This window comes from Rhodanobacter sp. G1, from assembly GCF_055397855.1.
The window spans coordinates 181,257-203,127 of sequence record NZ_AP039674.1 but is presented as its reverse complement, the minus strand read 5'-3'; the positions used below and the strand labels follow the sequence as shown (position 1 = coordinate 203,127).

Annotated in this window: 15 protein-coding genes; 11 read left to right on the top strand and 4 right to left on the bottom strand. The window is 69.1% G+C overall.

Going from position 1 to position 21,871, the window contains the following annotated elements; translation table 11 throughout:
• Positions 1-82 precede the first annotated feature (82 nt).
• From ACZ5Z2_RS00800 to ACZ5Z2_RS00765, 8 genes are all read left to right on the top strand, one after another.
• The gene (locus ACZ5Z2_RS00800) at positions 83-2,551 is read left to right on the top strand and encodes a ribonucleoside-diphosphate reductase subunit alpha (RefSeq protein WP_464760084.1); all 2,469 of its coding nucleotides are present in this window, start codon (positions 83-85) and stop codon (positions 2,549-2,551) included.
• Positions 2,552-2,706: 155 nt separating this feature from the next.
• A complete protein-coding gene (locus ACZ5Z2_RS00795) occupies positions 2,707-3,732 on the top strand; it encodes a ribonucleotide-diphosphate reductase subunit beta (RefSeq protein ID WP_464760083.1) in 1,026 nt (341 codons plus the stop codon).
• A 185-nt stretch (positions 3,733-3,917) separates the two neighbouring features.
• Complete coding sequence (locus ACZ5Z2_RS00790; RefSeq protein WP_464760082.1) at positions 3,918-7,166, top strand: TonB-dependent receptor; 3,249 nt, start codon at positions 3,918-3,920, stop codon at positions 7,164-7,166.
• A 201-nt stretch (positions 7,167-7,367) separates the two neighbouring features.
• A complete protein-coding gene (locus ACZ5Z2_RS00785) occupies positions 7,368-7,754 on the top strand; it encodes a BlaI/MecI/CopY family transcriptional regulator (RefSeq protein WP_464760081.1) in 387 nt (128 codons plus the stop codon).
• 1 nt (position 7,755) lies between these two features.
• Positions 7,756-10,302, top strand: a complete 2,547-nt coding sequence (locus tag ACZ5Z2_RS00780; protein WP_464760080.1) for a M56 family metallopeptidase — start codon at positions 7,756-7,758, stop codon at positions 10,300-10,302.
• A gap of 127 nt (positions 10,303-10,429) precedes the next feature.
• Positions 10,430-11,602, top strand: coding sequence for an ABC transporter permease (locus ACZ5Z2_RS00775; RefSeq protein WP_464760079.1), 1,173 nt, complete (start codon positions 10,430-10,432; stop codon positions 11,600-11,602).
• A gap of 15 nt (positions 11,603-11,617) precedes the next feature.
• Positions 11,618-11,740, top strand: a complete 123-nt coding sequence (locus tag ACZ5Z2_RS00770; RefSeq protein ID WP_464760078.1) for a hypothetical protein — start codon at positions 11,618-11,620, stop codon at positions 11,738-11,740.
• A 90-nt stretch (positions 11,741-11,830) separates the two neighbouring features.
• The gene (locus tag ACZ5Z2_RS00765; protein WP_464760077.1) at positions 11,831-13,045 is read left to right on the top strand and encodes an ABC transporter permease; all 1,215 of its coding nucleotides are present in this window, start codon (positions 11,831-11,833) and stop codon (positions 13,043-13,045) included.
• A 65-nt stretch (positions 13,046-13,110) separates the two neighbouring features.
• Here ACZ5Z2_RS00765 and ACZ5Z2_RS00760 read toward each other — a convergent pair whose 3' ends face one another.
• The gene (locus ACZ5Z2_RS00760) at positions 13,111-15,465 is read right to left on the bottom strand and encodes a S9 family peptidase (protein WP_464760076.1); all 2,355 of its coding nucleotides are present in this window, start codon (positions 15,463-15,465) and stop codon (positions 13,111-13,113) included.
• A gap of 187 nt (positions 15,466-15,652) precedes the next feature.
• Here ACZ5Z2_RS00760 and ACZ5Z2_RS00755 point away from each other — a divergent pair, with 187 nt between their 5' ends.
• A complete protein-coding gene (locus tag ACZ5Z2_RS00755) occupies positions 15,653-16,030 on the top strand; it encodes an acyl-CoA thioesterase (protein ID WP_464760075.1) in 378 nt (125 codons plus the stop codon).
• A gap of 105 nt (positions 16,031-16,135) precedes the next feature.
• Here ACZ5Z2_RS00755 and ACZ5Z2_RS00750 read toward each other — a convergent pair whose 3' ends face one another.
• Positions 16,136-16,516 carry a hypothetical protein gene (locus ACZ5Z2_RS00750; RefSeq protein WP_464760074.1) on the bottom strand — a complete coding sequence of 127 codons (381 nt, stop codon included), beginning with the start codon at positions 16,514-16,516 and terminating at the stop codon, positions 16,136-16,138.
• A 245-nt stretch (positions 16,517-16,761) separates the two neighbouring features.
• On the opposite strand from ACZ5Z2_RS00750, the gene ACZ5Z2_RS00745 reads away from it, so the two are divergent.
• A complete protein-coding gene (locus tag ACZ5Z2_RS00745) occupies positions 16,762-17,514 on the top strand; it encodes a glutathione S-transferase family protein (protein ID WP_464760073.1) in 753 nt (250 codons plus the stop codon).
• A 6-nt stretch (positions 17,515-17,520) separates the two neighbouring features.
• Here ACZ5Z2_RS00745 and ACZ5Z2_RS00740 read toward each other — a convergent pair whose 3' ends face one another.
• Positions 17,521-18,423, bottom strand: coding sequence for a LysR family transcriptional regulator (locus ACZ5Z2_RS00740; protein ID WP_464760072.1), 903 nt, complete (start codon positions 18,421-18,423; stop codon positions 17,521-17,523).
• Positions 18,424-18,539: 116 nt separating this feature from the next.
• On the opposite strand from ACZ5Z2_RS00740, the gene ACZ5Z2_RS00735 reads away from it, so the two are divergent.
• Positions 18,540-19,532 (top strand): aldo/keto reductase, encoded by a 993-nt coding sequence (locus ACZ5Z2_RS00735; protein WP_464760071.1) that lies wholly within the window; start codon positions 18,540-18,542, stop codon positions 19,530-19,532.
• 312 nt (positions 19,533-19,844) lie between these two features.
• Here the strand turns inward: ACZ5Z2_RS00735 and ACZ5Z2_RS00730 are convergent, their stop codons facing one another.
• Positions 19,845-21,809, bottom strand: a complete 1,965-nt coding sequence (locus ACZ5Z2_RS00730) for a M1 family metallopeptidase (RefSeq protein ID WP_464760070.1) — start codon at positions 21,807-21,809, stop codon at positions 19,845-19,847.
• Between the last annotated feature and the right edge of the window lie 62 nt (positions 21,810-21,871).

Here is a 21,871-nt window from a genome sequence, read left to right as displayed (position 1 = left end):
GGGCGACCGTCCGCGAGCAGCCACTGCATCAGCCCTGCGCGCGGGAGCAGGCGGTTGATCGCCACGGCCTGGAGCCACCGACATGCAGCCTCTCGATACCGTCACCCGCGAGCGTCCCGACGTCCGCGTGGAGTCGTCCCCGCTTCCCGCCGAAACCCCGGCCTCCGCGGGCGAAGCCTTCGCCCTGACCCCGCCGCACAACCCCGGCCAGATGCGCGTGACCAAGCGCAACGGCCGCCAGGAAGTGGTGGACGTGAACAAGATCGTGCGCGCCGTGACCCGCAGCAGCGAGGGCCTGCACGGCGTCGATCCGCTGCGCGTGGCGCTGAAGACCATCGGCGGCCTGTACGACGGTGCCACCACGCAGGAACTCGACCAGCTTTCCATCCGCACCGCCGCCGCACTCACCGCGGAAGAACCCGAATACGGCCAGCTCGCCGCGCGCCTGCTGGGCGCGTTCATCGACAAGGAAGTGAGCGGCCAGGAGATCCAGAGCTTCTCGCAGTCCATCGCGCGCGGCGCGGAGCTGGGCATCCTCAACGAGCGCCTGCGCGACTTCGTAGCCACCAACGCGCGCAAGCTCAACGACGCGATCGATCCGCTGGCCACGCGCCGCTTCGAGTACTTCGGCCTGCGCACGGTGTACGACCGGTATCTCTTGCGCCACCCGCAGCTGCGCAAGGTGATCGAGACGCCGCAGCACTTCTTCATGCGCATCGCCTGCGCGCTGGGCGGCAACGAGATCGGCGAGACGCTGGAGCTGTACTGCCTGCTCTCCTCGCTGGAATACATCGCCAGCTCGCCCACGCTGTTCAACGCCGGCACCGCGCACGAGCAGCTCAGCTCCTGCTTCCTGCTCGACTCGCCGGCCGATTCGCTGGAGTCGATCTACGAGAAGTACGGCGACGTCGCCAAGCTCAGCAAGTTCGCCGGCGGCATCGGCTTGGCCTACTCGCGCGTGCGTTCGCGCGGCTCGCTGATCAAAGGCACCAACGGCCACTCCAACGGCCTGGTGCCGTGGCTGAAGACGCTGGACGCGTCCGTCGCCGCGGTGAACCAGGGCGGCAAGCGCAAGGGCGCGGCCTGCGTGTACCTGGAGCCGTGGCACGGCGACATCGAGGAGTTCCTCGAACTGCGCGACAACACCGGCGACGAGGCACGCCGCACGCACAACCTCAACCTCGCCAACTGGATCCCCGACGAGTTCATGCGCCGTGTGGAAAGCGACGGCGAGTGGTCGCTGTTCGACCCCAAGGTCGTGCCGCACTTCGTGGACAGCTGGGGCGAAACCTTCGAGCGCGCCTACCGCGAGGCGGAAGCCGCCGGCCTCGCCGTGAAGAAGGTGAAGGCGCGCGAACTGTACGCGCGCATGCTGCGCACGCTGGCGCAGACCGGCAACGGCTGGATGACCTTCAAGGATCGCAGCAACGCCACCAGCAACCAGACGGCGAAGGCGGAAAACGTCATCCATCTGTCGAACCTGTGCACCGAGATCCTGGAAGTCACCAACGCCGGCGAGACGGCGGTGTGCAACCTGGGCTCGATCAACCTGTCCCGGCACGTCGTCGATGGCGTGTTCGACTTCGACAAGCTCGCCGCCACCGCGCGCACCGCGGTGCGCCAGCTCGATCGCGTGATCGACCTCAACTTCTACCCGATCGGCACCGCCGCCACCGCCAACCGCAAGTGGCGCCCGGTGGGCCTGGGCGTGATGGGCCTGCAGGACGTGTTCTTCAAGCTGCGTCTGCCGTTCGACTCCGCCGAGGCGCTGGCGCTGTCCACGCGCATCGCCGAGGAGATCTATTACCACGCGCTGTCGCAGTCGAACGAGCTGGCGATGGAACACGGCGCGCACCCGGGCTTCGCCGAAAGCCGCGCCGCCAATGGCGAACTGCAGTTCGACTACTGGCCGAACGCCAGGCCGCACGACACCGCGCGCTGGGACGCGCTGCGCGAGTCGATCAAGGCGAACGGCCTGCGCAACTCGCTGCTGATCGCCATCGCGCCCACCGCCACCATCGCCTCCATCGCCGGCTGCTACGAGTGCATCGAGCCGCAGGTGAGCAACCTGTTCAAGCGCGAGACGCTGTCGGGCGACTTCCTCGTGGTCAACCGTTACCTCGTCGACGAACTGAAGACGCTGGGGCTGTGGACGTCCGAGATCCGCGACGCGATCAAGCTGGCGGAAGGCTCGATCCAGGGCATCAGCGCGATCCCGGAACGCCTACGCACCATCTACCGCACCGTGTGGGAGCTGCCGCAGAAGGCGCTGATCGACCTCGGCGCCGCGCGCGGCGCCTACATCGACCAGAGCCAGTCGCTGAACCTGTTCATGGAAAACCCGAACATCGGCCAGCTCAGCTCGATGTACATGTACGCGTGGAAGTCCGGCATCAAGACCACTTACTACCTGCGCTCGCGGCCGGCGACGAAGATCGCCAAGACCACGGTGTCGGCGACGAAGGCCGCGCCTGCGGTGGATCAGGAACAGGCCACCGCCGCCGTGTTCTGCTCGCTGGAAAACCCCGAGTACTGCGAAGCCTGCCAGTGACACCGTTTGCTCCCCTCTCCCATCGGGAGAGGGGCCGGGGGTGAGGGTTCGGCCTTGCATGGACGCCCCGCAAAACCCGAACTCTCATCCGCCCCTTCGGGGCACCTTCTCCCGATGGGAGAAGGATTGCCCGGCACAAATCTTGAGGAACCCCCATGTCCGCCCAACCCGAACGCCCCCGGCACATCCTCGACCCCGGCTTCGAGCTCACCCTGCGCCCGATGCGCTACCCCGAGTTCTACGAGATGTACCGCAACGCGATCAAGAACACCTGGACGGTGGACGAGGTGGACTTCTCGCTCGACACCACCGACCTCAACGCGAAGATGTCGGCGGCCGACCGCCACCTGATCCACCGCCTGATCGCGTTCTTCGCCACCGGCGACACCATCGTGTCGAACAACCTGGTGCTGAACCTGTACCAGCACGTCAACGCGCCGGAAGCGCGCATGTACCTGTCGCGCCAGCTGTACGAGGAAGCGCTGCACGTGCAGTTCTACCTCACCCTGCTGGACACCTACATCCCCGACCCCGGCGAGCGCGCCAAGGCGTTCGCGGCGATCGAGAACATCCCCTCGATCCGCGCCAAGGGCGAGTTCTGCTTCAAGTGGATCGACTCGATCCAGAACCTGCACAGGCTGGAGACGCGCGAACAGCGCCGCCAGTTCCTGCTCAACCTGATCTGCTTCGCCGCCTGCATCGAGGGCCTGTTCTTCTTCGCCGCCTTCGCCTACGTGTACTACTTCCGCTCGCGCGGCCTGCTGCACGGGCTGGCTTCCGGCACCAACTGGGTGTTCCGCGACGAGAGCTGCCACATGGCGTTCGCCTTCGAGGTGGTGCGCACCGTGCGCGCCGAGGAACCCGACCTGTTCGACGAACAGATGCGCGCCCAGGTGGAGGAGATGCTGGAGGACGCCATCGCCTGCGAGACGCAGTTCGCCGAGGACGTGCTCTCCGGCGGCGTAGTCGGCCTGTCGCCGAAGGAGATGCGCGAGTACCTCGAATACTGCGCCGACCAGCGCCTGGCCCAGCTCGACCTGCCGAAGAAGTACGGCGCGAAGAACCCGTTCGACTTCATGGATCTGCAGGACGTGCAGGAAGTGACGAACTTCTTCGAGCGCCGCGTCTCGGCCTACCAGGTGGGCGTGCAGGGCGAGGTGGCGTTCGACATGGCGTTCTGACCGCCGGCCGCGGGTTTCGTGACGGTCATCGCATCCATGCAACCATTGTCACATCACGCCGCCTAGAATGGCCCACGACGTGCCGGGGGGCGCGTCTGCCAGCCTGGCCGCACCGACCGCTTCCCGCCCGGGAAGCGTGGTGGCGCCGGGACAAGCGAAACCCCGCAGCCAACCAGGGAAAATTCATGACCGCCTCGAATCGCGTCCGCACGCTTCCGTTCGCCATCGCCGCGCTGCTGGCAGTGTCGCCTGCCATCGCCCAGAACATCACCACCTCCGGCGCGGTCGGCCGCGTGCTGGATGCCGCCGGCAAGCCGGTGGCCGGCGCCACCGTCACCATCGTGCACGTGCCCTCCGGCACCACCAAGTCGGTGACCACCGACGCCGACGGCCGCTATGTGGCGCAGGGCCTGCGCGCGGGCGGCCCGTTCACCGTCGTCGCCACCAAGACCGGCCTGAGCGGCGTCGAGCAGGACAACGTCTACCTGCAACTGGGCCAGCCCTCCGCGATCAACCTGACCATGGGCGCGGGCGCGGTGGAAGCGCGCACGCTGAGCGCGGTCACGGTGAGCGCCTCCGCGCTGTCGCAGACCTTCACCTCCGAGAACAAGGGGCTGTCCACCACGGTCTCGCAGCGCCAGTTGCAGGCCACGCCGCAGGGCAACCGCTCGATCGACGACGTGGTGCGGCTCGACCCCCGCATCACCGTGACCGACCAGGGCACCGGCGCGATCTCCGCCGCGGGCATGAACAACCGCTACAACAACATCGCCGTGGACGGCGTGACCCAGGGCGACCCGTTCGGCCTCAACGCCAACGGCCTGCCCTACCAGAAGTCGCCGATCTCGCCCGAAACCATCGCGGAGTACAACATCTCCACCGCGAACTACGACGTCACCTCCGACGTGGTGGGCGCGGACATCAACGCGGTGACCAAGTCCGGCACCAACGAATTCCACGGCTCGGTGTACTACGCCTACCGCAACGCCAACCACCTGGTCGGCGACGCCGGCTGGCTGCCCAGCAGCAACCCGGGCTACCACTACAAGGGCTACCAGAAGGACGACACCTACGGCTTCACCGTCGGCGGCCCCATCGTCAAGGACAAGCTGTTCTTCTTCGTGTCGGCCGAGCACGAGAAGACCACCGGCATCGGCGCCGATTCCGCCAACGGGCTGGACTCCACGCTGGGCAACGGCCCGTCCACCAGCAACAAGGTGTCGCCGGGCGACCTGCAGCAGGTGATCGACGCCGCCACCAAGCTCGGCCTCACTCCCGGCAACTTCGGCGGCGCCACCGGCCTGGCCTACGACGACAAGCGCTACCTCGGCAAGATCGACTGGAACATCTCCAACAACCACCGCGCCAGCTTCACTTTCCAGCGCACCAAGGAGATGCTGCCGGCCGTGGGCGGCAACAGCTCGAACAGCGTGGGCCTGACCAGCTACACCTACACCAAGGCCATCACCACCAACAACTACGTGCTGCACTTCTACGACGACTGGAGCGACAGCTTCTCCACCGAAGCCAAGGTCGGCCTGCAGAAGTACAGCCAGATCACCACCGCGCCGTACCAGCAGCCCTCGGTGACGGTGAACCTGTCGCCCACCGGCAACGGCCCCTCGGTGAACCTCGGCGAGGAGCAGTACCGCCACTACAACCAGATCGACACCAAGAAGCTCAGCTTCTTCTTCGCCGGCACCTGGTACCTCGGCGACCACACGGTCAAGGCCGGCGTCGACTTCCAGCGCAACCGGATCTACAACCTGTTCGGCCAGTCCGAATTCGGCGTGTACACGTTCTGGGGCATCGCCAATTTCCTCGCCGGCGACTACAACAAGTATTCGCTGTACCACCCGGCGCCGGGCTACGCGCTGGCCGACATCGCCGGACAGTGGACGTACACCCAGACCAGCCCGTTCCTGCAGGACAGTTGGCAGGTCAACGACGCGCTGTCCGTGCAGTACGGCGTGCGCATGGACGTGCCGCATTCCAGCGCGCAGCCGGAGTACAACGCAGCCTTCACGCAGGCCTTCGGCTACGCCAACAACTACACCGTCGGCTCCTCCAACCGCATCGTGGAGCCGCGCCTGTCGTTCAACTACAGCTTCGACAGCGCGTACAAGACCCAGCTGCGCGGCGGCGCGGGCCTGTTCCAGACCAACCCGCCTACGGTGTGGATGACCAACCCGTTCCAGAACAACGGCATCACCCTGCGCAACTACACCTCGTACGATCCGGCCAGCGCGCCGTTCAGCCCGAACCCGTTCGCGCAGAACATCCCCACCGGCACCGCCGGCGCCGGCTCGATCGACACCATCTCGCCCGACTTCCGCCTGCCCAGCGTGTGGAAGATGAGCCTGGCGCTGGATCGCGAGCTGCCGTGGTGGGGCATGGTGGCCACGGCGGAATACGAGCACATCCAGGTGCGCGACGGCATCCTGTACGAGGCGGTGAACTTCGGCGCGCCCACCGGCACGCTGCCCGACGGCCGCGAGGAGTTCTGGAAGACGCCGGGCGAAGCACCCAAGACGGCCGACACGCTGGCCAACCAGAACCACGCCTTCAGCACCGCCTCCACCCTGCTGACCAACACCCACAAGGGCAAGTCCGACAGCTTCACGCTGTCGCTGGACAAGCCGTTCTCCGACAGCTGGTTCGGCAACGTCAGCTTTACCCTCAGCCACGCCAGCGACGTCGACCCGGCCGCCGACACCATCGCCTACAACACCTACTCGCGCGTGGCGCGGCTGAACCCGAACAGCAACGTGCTGGCCACCTCCAACTACAACGTGCCCAAGGCGCTGAAGGCCTCGCTGACCTGGCAGCATGCGTTCTTCGGCGACTACAACACCCAGGTGTCGATGTTCTACAGCGGCCATACCGGCATGCCCTACACCTGGGTGTTCGGCAACGATGCCAACGGCGACAGCATCGCCGGCTGGGATCCGGTCTACGTCCCGTCGGCGAGCGACGCCAAGGTGGCCTATGCCGCCGGCACCAGCCAGCAGGTGATCCAGCAGTTCCAGGATTTCCTCGCCAGCGATCCCTACCTGCGCGACCATCGCGGCCAGATCGCCGGCCGCAACGGCGACCGCAGCGCCTGGGTGAACGAGCTGGACATGAGCTTCTCGCAGGAAGTGCCCGGCATCTTCAAGGGCAACAAGGGCGTGCTGCGGCTGGACGTCTACAACATGCTCAACCTCCTCAACTCCAACTGGGGCCAGCAGCGCAACACCGGCATCTACCCCACCCGCATCCTCGCCAACTACGCCGGCGTGAACGCGCAGGGGCAATACGTCTACTCGCTGCCCACCGACAAGAACGGCAACTACCAGCCGCAGCAGCTGCAGACCTACGACGGCGGCTTCTACGACCCCAGCCGCGTGGTCTCGCGCTGGTCGGCCATGCTGACCCTGCGCTACAACTTCTGACCGGGCACCCCGGCCGCACCTGAGCACGGGCGCCTGCGGGCGCCCGTGCCGTTTCCGGCGCCGCAACCCGCGGGCCGGCACCATGGCCCGCCTCGTCGCGGATGCCGCCCCGGCTCCCGGGCGACTGCGCGGGAAGCGCTTGACTACACGTGTCGCCAGGCGTAGCGTGACGACACGTGTAGTCACCCTAGGCGCATCCGCATGATCCGTCCCACCATCGGCGACCAGGAACTCGCCCTGCTGCACTACCTCGCCGCGCACGAGCCCGTCTCGGTGGGCGAAGTGGCCGCCGGCTTCGGCGAGGCACACAGCCTCGCCCGCTCCACCGTGCTGACGATGATGGAGCGCCTGCGCGCCAAGGGCTACCTCAAGCGCCGCCAGGCGCAGGGCATCTACCGCTACAGCACCGCCACCGCCCCCGGCGAGGCGATGCGCAGCGCGGTGGGCAGCTTCGTGCAGAACACGCTGCGCGGCTCGGTGTCGCCGTTCGTCGCGTGGATGGCCGAGCGCGGCGAAGTCAGCGACGACGAGCTAGCCGAACTGCAAGCGCTGGTGACGCAGCTCAAGACCACGCGCAAGGAGAAGTGAGATGACGACGCTCGATCATCTGGCCGCCCTGCTGCTGGAACGCCTGGCCTGGACTTCGCTGCAGGCCGTCGCGCTGGTGGGCGTGGTGGCCCTGCTCGTCCGCGCGCTGCCGCGCCTGCCCGCCGCCGCGCGCTGCGCACTGTGGTGGCTGGTGGGGTTGCAGGTGCTGCTTGGGCTGGCCTGGCAGACGCCGATCCGCTTGCCGCTGCTGGCGCCACCGCGTGCCGCGGCGGCGCCGGCCGCCGTCGCCCCGCTGCGCCTCGCGGCCGAGGCACCCGAGGTCGGGATCGTGCGCGCAAGCCCCGGCGGCGCCGGCATCGGCCTCGCGGCAACGCCCGCCGCGGCTTCGCCGGCCGCGGCGCCCGCGCCAGCCCATGCCCGCGCCGCGCGGGACGGGCTGACCGCCCACTGGCGCACGATCCTGGTCGCCTTGTGGCTGGGCCTGCTGCTCGCCCAGGCACGCAGCCTGATCCGCCAGCACCGGCTCGCCCGCCGACTGCGCCGCGCAGCGCAGCCGGCGACCGATGCCGGCCTGCAAGCCCGCTGCGCGCGGCAGGCGCGTGCGCTCGCCCTGCCGCGCACCCCCACCGTGCTGGTCTCGCCCGACATCGCCTCGCCCCAGGTCGGCGGCGGCTGGCGCCCGGTGGTGCTGTGGCCGGCGCACGTCGCGCTGGATGCCGAGGAATCCTCGCTGGCGCTGGCCCACGAGCTCGCCCACCTCAAGCGGGGCGACCTGCTGCTGGGCTGGATCCCCGCGCTGGCGGCGCGGCTGTTCTTCTTCCACCCGCTGCTGCGCTGGGCGATGCACGAATACGCGCTGCACCGCGAGGCGGCCTGCGACGCGCTGGCGTTGGCGCAGCAGCGCGCCGCGCCGCAGGACTACGGCCGTCTGCTGCTGCAACTGGGCGTGGCCCACCCGCTGCACGCCGGCCTCGCCGGCGCCTCCCCCACCTTCCGCAACCTCAAGAGGCGACTCGTCATGTTGCAACAGACTTCCACGGCCATGCCGCGCGTGCGCAGCTGGCTGCTCGTCGCGCTGGTCGCGCTGGCCGGCGTCCTGCCCTACCGCGTGACGGCCGGCGCCACGCAACCCGCGAATGCCGGCACCGCCGTCGGCGCCTATCTGCCGTCCGTGCCGCCGGCTCCACCGGCCCCGCCGCCGCCGCCCGCGCCGCCCGCACCCGGCATGCTGCCGCCGCCAGCTCCGCCCCCGCCGCCGCCCGCGCCACCCGCCGGCTTCGCCGCCCAACACATCAGCATCAGCACGCACGACGACAACGGCTACGGCTTCGCCCTGCTCGACGGCGACTCGGTGATGGTCAACGGCACCGACGGCGACCTGTCGACCGTGCGCCGCCTGCGCAAGCGGGACGAACCGCTGCTGTGGTTCCGCCGCGGCGACAAGTCCTGGCTGATCCGCGACCCCGCCTACATCCAGCGCGCCAAGGCCGCCTACGCGCCCATCGCCGCGCTGGGCAAGCAGCAGGGCAAGCTGGGCGAACAGCAGGGTGCATTGGGCGAACAACAGGGCCGGCTTGGCGGCCAGCAGGGCGAATTCGGCGCGCGCGAGGCCGAACTAGCCATGCGCCAGGCCAGCCTGGACAGCCGCATGGCCGAACTGGACAGCCAGGCCGACGCCGCCAAGGCCAGCCAGGCCACGTCCGATGCGCGCAAGGCGCTGCAGGCCCAGGTCGCCAGGCTGGATGCGCAACGCCAGGCCCTGCGCAGCCACCAGGCCGCGCTCGGCAAGCAGCAGCAGGCGCTGAGCCAGCAGCAGGAGGCGTTCGGCAAACAGCAGCAGGCGCTCGGCGAACGGCAGCGCGCGGCATCCATGCAGGCCGAACGGGAAATCGACAAGCTGCTGCAGGAAGCGCTGGCCAAGGGCGTCGCGCAGCCGGTGTCGATGGCCGCGCCGGCGCCCGCGGCCGCACCGGCCCCGGTCGCGCCGGCACGCACGCACCACGACAGCGACGTCGACATCACGGCGTCGGGCAGCCGCTACGCGCATGCCCTGTACGACCATGACGGCCACGGCGACACCGAGTCGGTCAGCGGCACGGACGCCGATGCCGCGCTGGCCGGCCGCCTGCACCGGGCCGACCCGTCGCCGATGTTCTGGTTCCGCCGCGGCGACCAGTCCTGGGTGATCCGCGATCCCGCCTTCGTCGAGCGCGCCCGCGATGCCTACGCGCCGGTCGCCGCGTACTGGCGCGACGCCGGCGAGCTGGAAGGCAGGCAATGGAGCCTGAAGGGCCCGCTCGAAGGCCTGCAGGATCGCGCGCGCAGCATCGAGACGCAGCGCCGCGAGCTGCGCGCCGATCCGCCGGCGCCGGACACCGCGCCGCGCCTTGCCAGCCTCGACGAGCAGCAACACGACATCGACGCGCGCACCGCGGCGCTGCGCAAGCAACTGGCCGCGCTGCAGCCGCAGCTCGATGCCCGTGCGCGGCAGCAGCGCGTGGTGCTCGCCGAAGCCGACCAGCGCGCCTCGCAACTGCTCGACGAGGCGATCGCGCGCGGCCTCGCCCAGGACGTCGGCCCGCGCTGAGCGGGAAGCGGCGCGCGACGCCGCGATCGCAGGCCACCCGGCCGCTCCGCATGCACGCACCGCCTGCCTCGCGCAGGCGGCAGGGAGCGCTGCGCCATCGCGTCCCGATCCACCGGAGGGAGACCCCATGCCCGGCTACTACTTCGCCCTGGCCCTGCGCAGCCTGAAGCGCAGCAAGGTGCTCACCGCGCTGATGGTGCTCGCCATCGGCCTGGGCATCGGCGCCAGCATGACGATGATCGCGGTGCTGCACGCCATGTCCGGCGACCCGCTGCCCGGGCGCAGCGCGCGGCTGTACGTGCCCCAGCTCGACCCGCGCCCGCTGCCCCGCGGCCGATCCGGCGCCGCCGCCTCCGGCGACCTGCCCGACAGCCTCGCCTGGCCGGACGCGATGGCCCTGCTGCACGCCCGCCGCGCCGACCGGCAGGCGGCGATGACGGGCGGCTCGGTGCCGGTACGGCCCGCCGAGGCCGGGCAGCATCCGTTCTTCGAGCACGGGCACTATGTCACCGCGGACTTCTTCGCGATGTTCGCCACCCCGTTCCGCGCCGGCAGCGGCTGGAGCGCGCAGGACGACGAGGATCGCGCGCGAGTGGCGGTGCTCAACGCCGGCCTCGCCCGCCGGCTGTTCGGCGATGCGCCGGCGCTCGGCCGCACGGTGCGGCTGAAGGACACCGACTTCCGCGTGATCGGCGTGCTGGACGACTGGCATCCGCAGCCCGCCTTCTACGCCGAGATCGACGACCGCGCCTTCGGCCAGGCCGACCAGTTCTTCGTGCCGCTGCAGACCGCGCTGGAACTGCAATGGAACATCAGCGGAAGCTTCAGCTGCTGGGGCAGCGGCGGCGACGACCGCCACAGCGACCACTGCACCTGGCTGCAGTTCTGGGTGCAACTGGACAGCGCGGCCAAGGCGCGGGCCTATCGCGCGTTCCTCGCCGGCTACTGGCGCGACCAGCAGGCGCACGGCCGCTTCCCGCGCCCGGTGAACGCGCGGCTGTACGGCCTCACCGACTGGCTCGTTCACGAGCGCCTGATCCCCGCCGACCTGCGCCTGCAGCTGTGGCTGGCGCTGGGCTTCCTCGGCGTGTGCATGGTCAACATCGTGGGCCTGCTGCTGGCGAAGTTCCTGCGCCGCCGCGGCGAGATCTGCGTGCGCCGCGCGCTGGGCGCGCGGCGGCGCGACATCTTCGTGCAGTTCGGCATCGAGTCGGCGGTGATCGGGCTGGCCGGCGGCGTGCTCGGCCTCGCGCTGGCCCAGCTCGGCCTGTGGAGCGTGCGCCAGCGCCCGGACGGCTAGGCGCAGCTCGCGCACATGGATCCCGCAATGCTGCTGGGCACCTTCGCGCTGGCCGTCGCCGCCAGCGTGCTGGCCGGCCTGCTGCCGGCCTGGCGCGCCTGCCGCATCGCACCGGCGCTGCAGCTGAAGGCAGCTTGATGCGCTGCCCCTGCGCATGAAAGCGCGCCATCCGTGGCCGCACTCCTCAAGAAAGCCGCTTCGATCCGCCTGCCTATACGGAATACTGACATGCCGCGCTTCCCGATGCTCGCCAGCCTCGCCCGCCACAGGCTCACCGTGCTGCTGCTGGCGCTGCAGGTGGCGCTGACCTGCGCCATCGTCTGCAACGTGGCCCAGATGGTCGTGGTGCGCACCACGCAGATGCGCCTGCCCAGCGGCGTGGCCGAGGACGAACTGGCGATGCTCGACAGCGCCAGCCTGGACGACGGCGGCAACCCGCTGGCGCGGCACGCCGCCGACCTGGCCGCGCTGCGCGGCATCCCCGGCGTGACCGCGGCGGCGGCGGTGGACGCGCTGCCGTTCAACCGCAACAACTGGAGCAACGGCATCGCCACCGCGCCGGACGCACCCGCAAGCCTGACGGCCACCGCCTTCAACGGCACGCCGGGCGAACTGCAGGCGCTGGGCCTGCACCTGGTCAGCGGGCGCGACTTCCGGCCGGACGAATACGTGCCGATGGACAGCGCCCACGGCTGGGACGGCATCAACCACGTGCCTGCCACCATCGTCACCCGCGCGCTGGCCGAGCGCCTGTTTCCCGGCCAGGATCCGCTGGGCAGGCTGGTCTATCCGGGCAACAAGCCGGTGCGCATCGTCGGCGTGGTCGACCACCTGCTGCGCCCCATGCTGGAAACCGGCGACGGCAACGAATACGCCATGCTGTTTCCGATGCTGCCCGACGGCGACAACGTCACCTACGTGCTGCGCACCGCGCCGTCGCAGCGCCAGCGCGTGCTGAAGCGGGCCGCCGAGGTGCTGGACGGGCTCGATGGCGACCGCATCCTGCGCCATGCACGGACATTCGAGCGGCTGCGCGCCAACTATTTCCGCCACGACCGCACCATGCTCGGCCTGCTGCTGGCCGCGGCGGCCGGGCTGCTGCTGGTCACCGCGGTCGGCATCGCGGGACTGGCCAGCTTCTGGGTGCAGCAGCGGCGGCGCGCCATCGGCATCCGCCGCGCGGTGGGCGCCACCCGGCACGACATCCTGCGCTACTTCCAGGCCGAGAACGCGCTGATCGTGGGCGGCGGCCTGCTGCCCGGCGCCGTGCTGGCGCTCGGCCTCAACCTGCTGCTGATGCGGCACTACGAGTTGCCGCGCCTGCCGCTCACCTACCTGCCCATCGCGGCGCTGGCGCTGTGGCTGCTCGGCCAGCTCGCGGTGCTCGGCCCGGCCTTGCGCGCGGCGGCGGTGCCGCCGGTGGTGGCCACGCGCACGGAGTGAAACGGCACAACGCATGAGGCCGGGAGTTCGCCCCGGCCTCATGCGTGCGGATCATCGGGCCGCGATCAGAACCATGGCCACGGCTTCAGCTCGTACTCCTTCGGCGGCGTGTCGCCGGCGAGGTGCTGCACGAAGTAGTCCCAGCGCCGGCGCGTGGCGTACGGCGTGGAGGCCGCGTAGCCGTGGTGGACGTTGGGGATGATCAGCATGTCGAAGTCCTTGTTGGCCTTGATCAGCGCCTGCGCCACCAGGTAGGTCTCGCCGATCGGCACGTTGTCGTCGATCGTGCCGTGCACCAGCATCAGGCGACCCTTGAGGTTCTTCGCCATGTCCTGGTTGGCCTGGTTGTCGTAGCTGGTGGTGCCGTCCTTGTGGGTCACCAGCAGGCCCTGGTACTTCTCGCCCCAGTCGTTCTCGTAGTTGCGGTTGTCGTGGTTGCCGCTCTCGGCCCAGCCGACCTTGAAGAAGTCGGGGTAGCGGAACATCGCGTCGACGGTGGTGTTGCCGCCGCCGGAGTGGCCCCAGATGCCCACGCGGTTGACGTCGATCCACGGGTAGCGCTGCGCCAGCTCCTGGATGCCCTTGACCTGGTCGGGCAGCGTGTTGTCGCCCATGTCGCCGTACCAGGTGTGGTGGAAGCTGGCGCTGCGCCACGGCGTGCCCATGCCGTCGAGCGCGACCACGATGAAGCCCAGCTCGGCCAGCGCCTGGTTGTCGCCGCGCGAGGGCAGGAAGCTGCGTCCGCGCACCGAGCCGATCTGCGGGCCGGGGTAGACGTAGTCGATCACCGGGTACTTCTTGTTCGGATCGAAGTTGCTCGGCTTGAACATCACGCCGTACAGTTCGGTCTTGCCATCGCGCGCCTTCACCGTGAACGGGATCGGCGCCACCCAGCCGGCGGCCTTGAGGCGGCCGATGTCGGCCCTGGCGACGGTGGCGATGACGTGGCCGTCGTCGCTGGAACGCAGCACGGTGACCGGCGCCGTGGTGATCGTGGAGTAGCTGTCCACGAAGGTCTTGCCGTCGGGCGACATGCTGATGGTGTGGTCGGCGTCTTCCGGCGTGAGCAGCACCGGCTTGCCGCCGTCCACGCCCACCTTCCAGAACTGCCTGTAGTACGGGTTCACGCCGGGCACGCGGCCCGTGCCGGTGAACCACAGCTCGCGCGCCTTGCGGTCGAGGTGCAGCACGTCGATGACGTTGCCGTCGCCCGTGGTGATGGGGTGCAGCTCCTTGCCGGTGTTGGTGTCGTACAGGTAGAGGTTCTGCCAGTCGTTGCGTTCGGACGGCCAGATGGCCTGGTGCGAATCCGGCAGGTAGCGCCAGTTCGCGTGATCCATGCCGCTCTCGTAGTAGGTCGCCACCTTCTCGTCGAAGGCGGTGCGCACGGCGCCGGTGTCGGCATCGGCCACGCGGTACCAGACCTGCTTGCGGTCGCGCGAGCTGTTGACCATGGCGAAGGTCTTGCCGTCGGGCGCCCACTTGAGGTCGTCCCAGTGGCCGTCGCTGCTGCAGCTGATGTCGTCGCACAGGCTGGAGAGGCGCTGCTGCGGCTCGATCTTCAGGCGCACCACCTTGCGGCTGGCCACGTCGATCACCACCGGCTCGATCATGAACACCTTCTTGTCGCCGGGCAGCGGGTACTTCCACGCATCCAGCACCGGATGGCCGACCTGGGTACGCACGGTGTACATCTCGCCCACGCCGCGCTGATCCTGCTGGTAGGTGGCGATCTTGGTCGAGTCGGGCGACCAGTTCAGCACGGCGCGGTCGGTGTGGATCCAGCCGGCGTTGTCGGTGGCGTAGCCGAAGTCCTTCGTACCGTCGGTGGTGAGCTGGGTTTCCTTGCCGGTGGCGAGGTCGCGCACCCACAGGTTCCAGTCGCGGACGAAGGCTTCCTTGGTCTTGTCGGGCGAGACGATGCCGGGCTCGTCGCCGGTCTTCGCCGCAACCTTGGCCGTGCAGTCGCCGGCGCCCTTGAGGTCGCACAGGTAGTGCTTGCCCATCAGGTCGATGTCGTAGCGGCCGTCCTTCTGCACGCTGAAATCGAAGCCGCGCATCGGCACCTTGTTGGCCGGCACCGGCTTGCCGGTGGCCTTGGACAGCGCGGCGGCCAGCCTGGCCTGGTCGAACGCGGGCGCGGCCTTGCCGGTGGCGGCGTCCATCTCCATCACGTGGTCGCCGCCGGCGTCGTGGTCGAGGTACCAGAAGTGGGTGCCGTCCAGCCATTTCACGCGCTGCACGTCGTGGTCGACCAGCGGCATGGTTTCGTAGGGCATGAAGCGTTCCGCGCGCGCGTAGTCCTGCGCGGTGAGCGTGCGTCCCTGCGCCATGGCGCCGGTGCTGGCCGCCAGCAGCGCCACTGCCAGCGCGCCGGCGAGGCGGGTCTTGCCCACGGTGGAGCCCGTTGTCGAGTTCATCTTCTTTCCACCCCTCGAGGGAACGAAACCGGCGCCCGCGGTGCGAACGCATCAACGCCCGATGCTAGCGCCTTGCCCGCGGGCGCACCCCTGCCAAAGGTTGTGCCGCGGCCGCAGGAAAGCGATGTGCCGGCCGCCGCCGCGCTGCGGCAGAATGGCGGATTGCCCATTCGCCGCGGAACCGCCCATGACCACCGCCCTGCCCGAAGCCCGCCTGCTGGAAATGGTTTTCCCCGACCACACCAACCACCTCGGCACGCTGTTCGGCGGCCAGGCGCTGGCGTGGATGGACAAGGCCGCCTTCATCGTGGCCTCGCGCCACGCGCGGCGCATCGTGGTCACCGCGCGTTCGGAGGAGGTGAACTTCCGCGTGCCGGTGCGCAAGGGCCAGCTGGTGGAGCTGGTGGCGCGCATCGTGGGCACCGGCCGCAGCTCGATGCAGGTGGAAGTGGAAATGACTGCCGAGGATCCGCTCAGCGGCGACCGCCGCGTCTGCACCACCGGCCGTTTCGTGATGATCGCGCTGGATTCCAACGGCACGCCGACCGCGGTGCCGGCGCTTTGACGATCGGTCGCCCGATGCCGGCGACCGCAGCCGGGCGATCGTCCGCAAGGCGCCAGCGCAGCGGGCCGTCCATGGCCCGGATGGATACGCGAACGCCTGTGGCGGTCAGTGGACGTAGCCGGATTCCTGCGGGTTCACGGTGATCCGGATCAGCTTCAGCGATCCCTCGGCCCCCAGGCCGCCACCGGAGAACGTCAGCTCGCCCTCGCCCTTGTACAGGTATTCCACGCGGTAGTTGTCGCTGCCGAAGTGGAAGGGAATCCACGCCTTGCCCGTCTGGTAGGTCTTCTGGTCGGTGGGCGGGCCGATCAGATCCATGATCTGCTTGGAATACATGCCTGGGTGGATCTTGGAAAACTTGCTGCCGGGCGCCGGCGTGCCCACGACAGCCGCGTCGTCCTTCGGGGCACCGGCACTGAGGGCCAGCGGCGCGTAGGCCGCGAGCAGGCCCAGGGACGACATGAAAACGAGCGACTTGATCTTCACTGGTTGTTTCCTTGAAAAATGGTGATGGCCATGGCGATGCAACGGCCCGGAACAGCCCCGCCCCGGGGGCATGCCCCCGGAACCGCGATTGATCGAACAGGCCCCTGAACCCGATGGGATCGCGCCCGGCGACATGGGCACAACCGGTCGGAATGCTAGGGTTCGCCGTCCACAGGCACGTAGAGGGCAACGTAGCGCATTCGTGTAGGATTTTCCCCACATTCGCACGACCCGGGACTTGCGACATGCCAGCAAAGCTCAAGGTGATCGGCAGCTACCTCTCGCCCTACGTGCGCAAGGTGCTGGCCTGCCTGGAACTGAAGGAACTGGACTACGAGATCGACCCGATGCCGCCGTTCGTGGGCAACGAGGCCTTCGCGCGCATCAGCCCGCTCCGGCGCGTGCCGGTGCTGATCGACGACGGGCTGGTGGTGAACGACTCCTCGGTGATCTGCCAGTACCTGGAAGACAAATACCCCCTGCCGTCGCTCTACCCGCGCGACATCGCCGAGCGCGCCCGCGCGCGCTGGCTGGAGGAGTACGCCGACACGCGGCTGGCCGACGGCCTGATCTGGCGGCTGTTCTACCAGCGCTCGATCCGCCGCCGCGTGTTCAACGAGCCGCCCGACGAGGGCGTGATCACGCAGGCGCTGGAGGTGGAGATCCCCGCCGCCATCGATTACCTGGAAACCCAGCTGCCGGAGGACGGCTTCATCTTCGGCGCGCTCTCCATCGCCGACCTCAGCATCGCCAGCTACTTCCGCACCGCCTTCTTCGCGCGCTACGCCATCGACGCCGAGCGCTGGCCGCGCACCGCCGCGCTGGTGCAGCGCGTGCAGGCGCTGCCGGTGATGCAGAAGCTGGCCCGCTACGAGGAGTGCACGCTGCGGCTGCCGCTGGCCGAGCAGCGCGCGGCGCTGATCGCCGCCGGCTCGCCGCTCAGCAGCGAGACGATGGGCACCAGCGTGCCGAAGCCGATCCTGCCGCGGACATCTTGACCGCGCTCAGGCCTGCTTCCCCATCAGCTCCACCAGCCAGTCCACGAACACGCGCAGGCGGGCAGGCATCTGCCGCTGCGGCGCGTACAGCACGTGCACCGACAGCGGCGGCGGCGGCAGGTCGGGCAGGATCTCGCGCAACACGCCCTTGGCCAGCGCATCGGCAACGCGGTAGCGCGGGAACTGCGCGATGCCCAGCCCCGCTTCGCAACAGGCGAGATAGGCGTCCACGCCGCTGACCATGACGCGCGACGGCAAGCGCACTTCGCGGCGGCGGCGGTTCGCCACGAACTCCAGCGAAGGCTCCGGCCGCCGCGTGGTGGGCGAGGCCCAGTTCACCGCCAGGTGGCCCTGCTGCAGGTCGGCCAGCGTGGCCGGCTTGCCGTGGCGGCGCAGGTAGCCGGCGCTGGCCACGGTGGCCTGCGCCAGCGTGGCCACGCGCCGCCCCACCAGGCCGGAGTCCGCCAGCTCGCCCACGCGCAGCACGCAGTCCACGCCTTCGCGCAGCAGATCCACGAAACGGTCGCTGGTGCCGATGTCCAGTTCGATCTGCGGGAAGCGCGCGCAGAACTCGGGCAAGGCGGGTATCACCAGTTGCCGCGCCAGCGTGGCCGGCAGGTCGATGCGCAGGCGGCCCTGCGGCTTCAGCGTGGCCTCGCGGAAATCGGCCTCCACCTCGTCCAGGTCGGCCAGCAGGCGCACGCAATGCGCGTAGTAGGCGTGGCCGTCGCGGGTGACGCGCTGGCAACGCGTGGTTCGCTGCAGGAGCTGCGCGCCCAGCCGCGCCTCCAGCTTCTTGATCGCATGGGTGACCGTGGCACGCGGCAGGCCGAGGTCGTTCGCCGCGGCCGTGAAGCTGCCCAGCTCCACGATTCGCGCATACAGCCGCATGGTGTCCAGGCGATCCATGGATTGTTGGTTCCAGTTGAATGGTCATGGCGATTATTGAGTATTTATCCGTCAACAGCCATGGCGCACCATGGCGCCACCTTCCACCCGGCACATCACCCACGGAGCACACCCGCATGCAAACCCGCACGCTCGGCAAGAACGGCCCCCAGGTTTCCGCCCTCGGCCTCGGCTGCATGGGCATGAGCGACTTCTACGGCGACCGCGACGACGCCGAATCCATCGCCACCATCCATCACGCGCTGGATCGCGGCCTGACCCTGCTCGACACCGCCGACATGTACGGCCCGCACGTCAACGAGGAGCTGGTGGGCAAGGCGATCAAGGGTCGCCGCGAGCAGGCCTTCGTCGCCACCAAGTTCGGCATCGTGCGCGACCCGGCCAACCCCACCGCGCGCGGCATCGACGGCCGCCCGGAATACGTGCGCGCCTCGTGCGAGGGCAGCCTGAAGCGGCTGGGCATCGAGGCCATCGACCTGTACTACCAGCACCGCATCGATCCGGGCGTGCCGATCGAGGAGACCGTGGGCGCGATGGCCGACCTCGTGAAGGCCGGCAAGGTGCGCCACATCGGCCTCTCCGAGGCCTCGGCCGCCACGCTGGAACGGGCGAGCAAGGTGCATCCCATCGCCGCGCTGCAAAGCGAGTTCTCGCTGTGGACGCGCGACCCGCAGGGCAATGGCGTGCTCGACGCCTGCCGCCGGCTGGGCATCGCCTTCGTGGCCTACTCGCCGCTGGGGCGCGGCTTCCTCACCGGCGCGATCCGCTCGCCCGACGACTTCGACGCCGACGACTACCGCCGCTCCAGCCCGCGCTTCATGGGCGAGAACTTCGCGCGCAACCTCGCGCTGGTGGACAAGGTGGAGGCGATCGCCGCCGACAAGGGCTGCTCGCCCGCGCAGCTCGCCCTGGCATGGGTGCTGGCGCAGGGCAAGGACGTGCTGGCGATCCCCGGCACCAAGAAGCGCAGCCGGCTGGACGAGAACCTGGGCGCGCTGGACGTGGCCCTGTCGAAGGACGAGCTGGCGGCGATCGACGCGGTGTTCCCGCCGGAGGCGGTGGCCGGCGAGCGCTACGCGGCGGCGAGCATGGCGCACGTGAATCGCTGAGGTGGCAACATTCCGAACTTGAGAGCCGTCATTCCGGCGAAGGCCGGAATCCAGTGCCTATGCAGCATGAGGAAAGCCACTGGATCCCGGCCTTCGCCGGGATGACAGTCTGGATAGGTGGTCGTTATCGGAAATGAAGTCGCCTTCTCGCAATGCTTCGTGCAAGCGGCGCGGGCCTTCATCCTTCGACACCGTCCCCAGATTATTCCGGACAGCAGTGGGCCTTCGCCGGGATGACGAGCTTTCGAGTTCCCCACGTCTGGATCAGCGGATAAAGACCCGGGAGCTGCCGCTCTCCCGAATCCCGGATCGTCAAGGCATCGCGTAGCTGTTGTTGGAGCGATCCGCGTCGGGCAGCTTGTGCTCGGGGTCGAGCTCCAGCTTCGCGATGCGCTTGCCGGTATCCAGCGTCACCTTGGGCGTGGCGCTGAAGCGCCAGGTTTCCACCGGCAGGCGCACGTCGCGGTGCGTGCCGTCGACGAAGTCCACGCGCAGCGTGGCAGGCATCACCAGCTTCTGCCGGCTGACTAGGTTCACCACCGCGCCCTTGGCCGGGTCGTTGTCCACGTAGGCCGCGCCCGTGACGCCCAGGTCGAGCTGCCAGTTGTGGAAGTACCAGCCGCGCCACCACCACGACAGATCCTCGCCTGCCGCGCTGTCCATGAAGCGGAAGAAGTCCGAGGGCGTGGGATGGTGGTAGGCCCAGGTGCGGATGTAGGCGCGGAAGGCGGGATCGAAGCGGTCGGGGCCGAGGATCTGCTCGCGCAGCAGGATCAGCCCCAGCGCGCCCTTGAAGTAGGTGAGCGGATGGCGGTACTTCTCGCTGATCGAATCGGCGTCGGCCATCAGGATGGGCGCGGCGGGGTCGGCCAGCAGCGGCAGGATCTCGTCCACCGGGTTGCCGCCGTGCGGCGCGTATTCGCCGTCGCGCTTGGGGCCGTATTCGCCGTGGTTGAAGGCGTCCGACGCGTAGACGTCGATGAAGGTGTTGAAGCCCTCGTCCATGAACGCGTGGCGGCGCTCGTTGGAACCCACGATCATCGGGAACCAGGTGTGGCCGATCTCGTGCGCGGTGATCCAGAACAGCGGCTTGCCCTGATCTTCGTAGCCATCGAAGACGATGCCGGGGTATTCCATGCCGGCGCCGTGGCCGCCTAGGTTGATCGCGTTCGGCCACGGGTACGGGTACCACTTCGACGAGAAGTGCTCGATCACGCCCTTCACGTATTCGGTGGAACGGTTCCACTTGTCGGCGCCCACGCCCTCGACCGGATAGATCGACATCGCCATCGCGTGCTTGCCGCCGGGCAGATTGATGCGCGCGGCATCCCACACGAAGGCGGGCGAGGCGGCGAAGGCCACGTCGCGGGTGTGCTCCATGTGGAAGCGCCAGGTCTGCGTGCCGCTGCGCGTGGGCCGGCTGGCGGGGTCGTTCACTTCCTCCGGCTTGCGGATGTAGACCGTCTTGTCGCTCTTCTCCGCCTCGGCGAGGCGCTCGCGCTCGGTGGCGGTGAGCACCTGCGCCGGATTCGTGAGCTGGCCGGAGCCTTCCACGATCCAGTTCCACGGCACCGTCACGGCGTAGTCGATGTTGCCGTATTCGAGGTAGAACTCCTGGCCCAGGTAGGGCAGCGTGTCCCAGCCGCGGATGTCGTCGTACACCGCCATGCGCGGGAACCACTGCGCGATCTCGTAGATGTCGCCGTTCTTGCTCGGCGTCACCGCGGTGCGCCCGCCCCACACGCCGGGCACGGTGTAGTGGTAGCGGATGCGCAGCTTCAATTGCCCGCCCCTGGCCTTCAGCGCCGCGGGCAAGTCCACGCGCATGCGCGTGTCGTCCACCAGATAGTGGACTGGCCGGCCGTCCACTTCCACCGCGTCGAGCTGGTAGCCGTCGGTGGACTGGCCGTGCTTGCTCGGCCACGGCGAGGTGATCGCGCCGCGCGAATCGGGCTTGTACATGTTCTGGTCGAGCTGCACCCACACCGCATCCAGCGCATCGGGGCTGTTGTTGGTGTAGATGATGGTCTCGTCGCCGGTCAGGCCGTGCGTGGCCGGATCGATGCTGGCCTTGATGTCGTAGTCGGCGCGGTTCTGCCAGAACGCGGGACCGGGCCTGCCGGCGCCGTCGCGGAACGCGTTGGCCGGATGCGGCAGGGAAAGCGGCGCGAAGAACGCCTGCGGATCGAAGGCGGAAGCGGCCTTGTCCTGCGCATGGACAGGCGCAAGCAACGCTGCGGCGAACAGGGCGGCGCAAGCCGGAAGGGAGGTCTTCATCGTGGGGAGGTTCGGTCGTGGGCGACCGTCCCACTATAGGAAGCGAACCCGGCGGACGGATA

Bases quoted from the DNA above. Each gene is read 5' to 3' on its own strand.
- ACZ5Z2_RS00800 (WP_464760084.1), top strand. From the start codon at position 83: ATGCAGCCTCTCGATACCGTCACCCGCGAGCGTCCCGACGTCCGCGTG.
- ACZ5Z2_RS00795 (WP_464760083.1), top strand. From the start codon at position 2,707: ATGTCCGCCCAACCCGAACGCCCCCGGCACATCCTCGACCCCGGCTTC.
- ACZ5Z2_RS00790 (WP_464760082.1), top strand. From the start codon at position 3,918: ATGACCGCCTCGAATCGCGTCCGCACGCTTCCGTTCGCCATCGCCGCG.
- ACZ5Z2_RS00785 (WP_464760081.1), top strand. From the start codon at position 7,368: ATGATCCGTCCCACCATCGGCGACCAGGAACTCGCCCTGCTGCACTAC.
- ACZ5Z2_RS00780 (WP_464760080.1), top strand. From the start codon at position 7,756: ATGACGACGCTCGATCATCTGGCCGCCCTGCTGCTGGAACGCCTGGCC.
- ACZ5Z2_RS00775 (WP_464760079.1), top strand. From the start codon at position 10,430: ATGCCCGGCTACTACTTCGCCCTGGCCCTGCGCAGCCTGAAGCGCAGC.
- ACZ5Z2_RS00770 (WP_464760078.1), top strand. From the start codon at position 11,618: ATGGATCCCGCAATGCTGCTGGGCACCTTCGCGCTGGCCGTCGCCGCC.
- ACZ5Z2_RS00765 (WP_464760077.1), top strand. From the start codon at position 11,831: ATGCCGCGCTTCCCGATGCTCGCCAGCCTCGCCCGCCACAGGCTCACC.
- ACZ5Z2_RS00760 (WP_464760076.1), bottom strand. From the start codon at position 15,465: ATGAACTCGACAACGGGCTCCACCGTGGGCAAGACCCGCCTCGCCGGC.
- ACZ5Z2_RS00755 (WP_464760075.1), top strand. From the start codon at position 15,653: ATGACCACCGCCCTGCCCGAAGCCCGCCTGCTGGAAATGGTTTTCCCC.
- ACZ5Z2_RS00745 (WP_464760073.1), top strand. From the start codon at position 16,762: ATGCCAGCAAAGCTCAAGGTGATCGGCAGCTACCTCTCGCCCTACGTG.
- ACZ5Z2_RS00740 (WP_464760072.1), bottom strand. From the start codon at position 18,423: ATGGATCGCCTGGACACCATGCGGCTGTATGCGCGAATCGTGGAGCTG.
- ACZ5Z2_RS00735 (WP_464760071.1), top strand. From the start codon at position 18,540: ATGCAAACCCGCACGCTCGGCAAGAACGGCCCCCAGGTTTCCGCCCTC.
- ACZ5Z2_RS00730 (WP_464760070.1), bottom strand. From the start codon at position 21,809: ATGAAGACCTCCCTTCCGGCTTGCGCCGCCCTGTTCGCCGCAGCGTTG.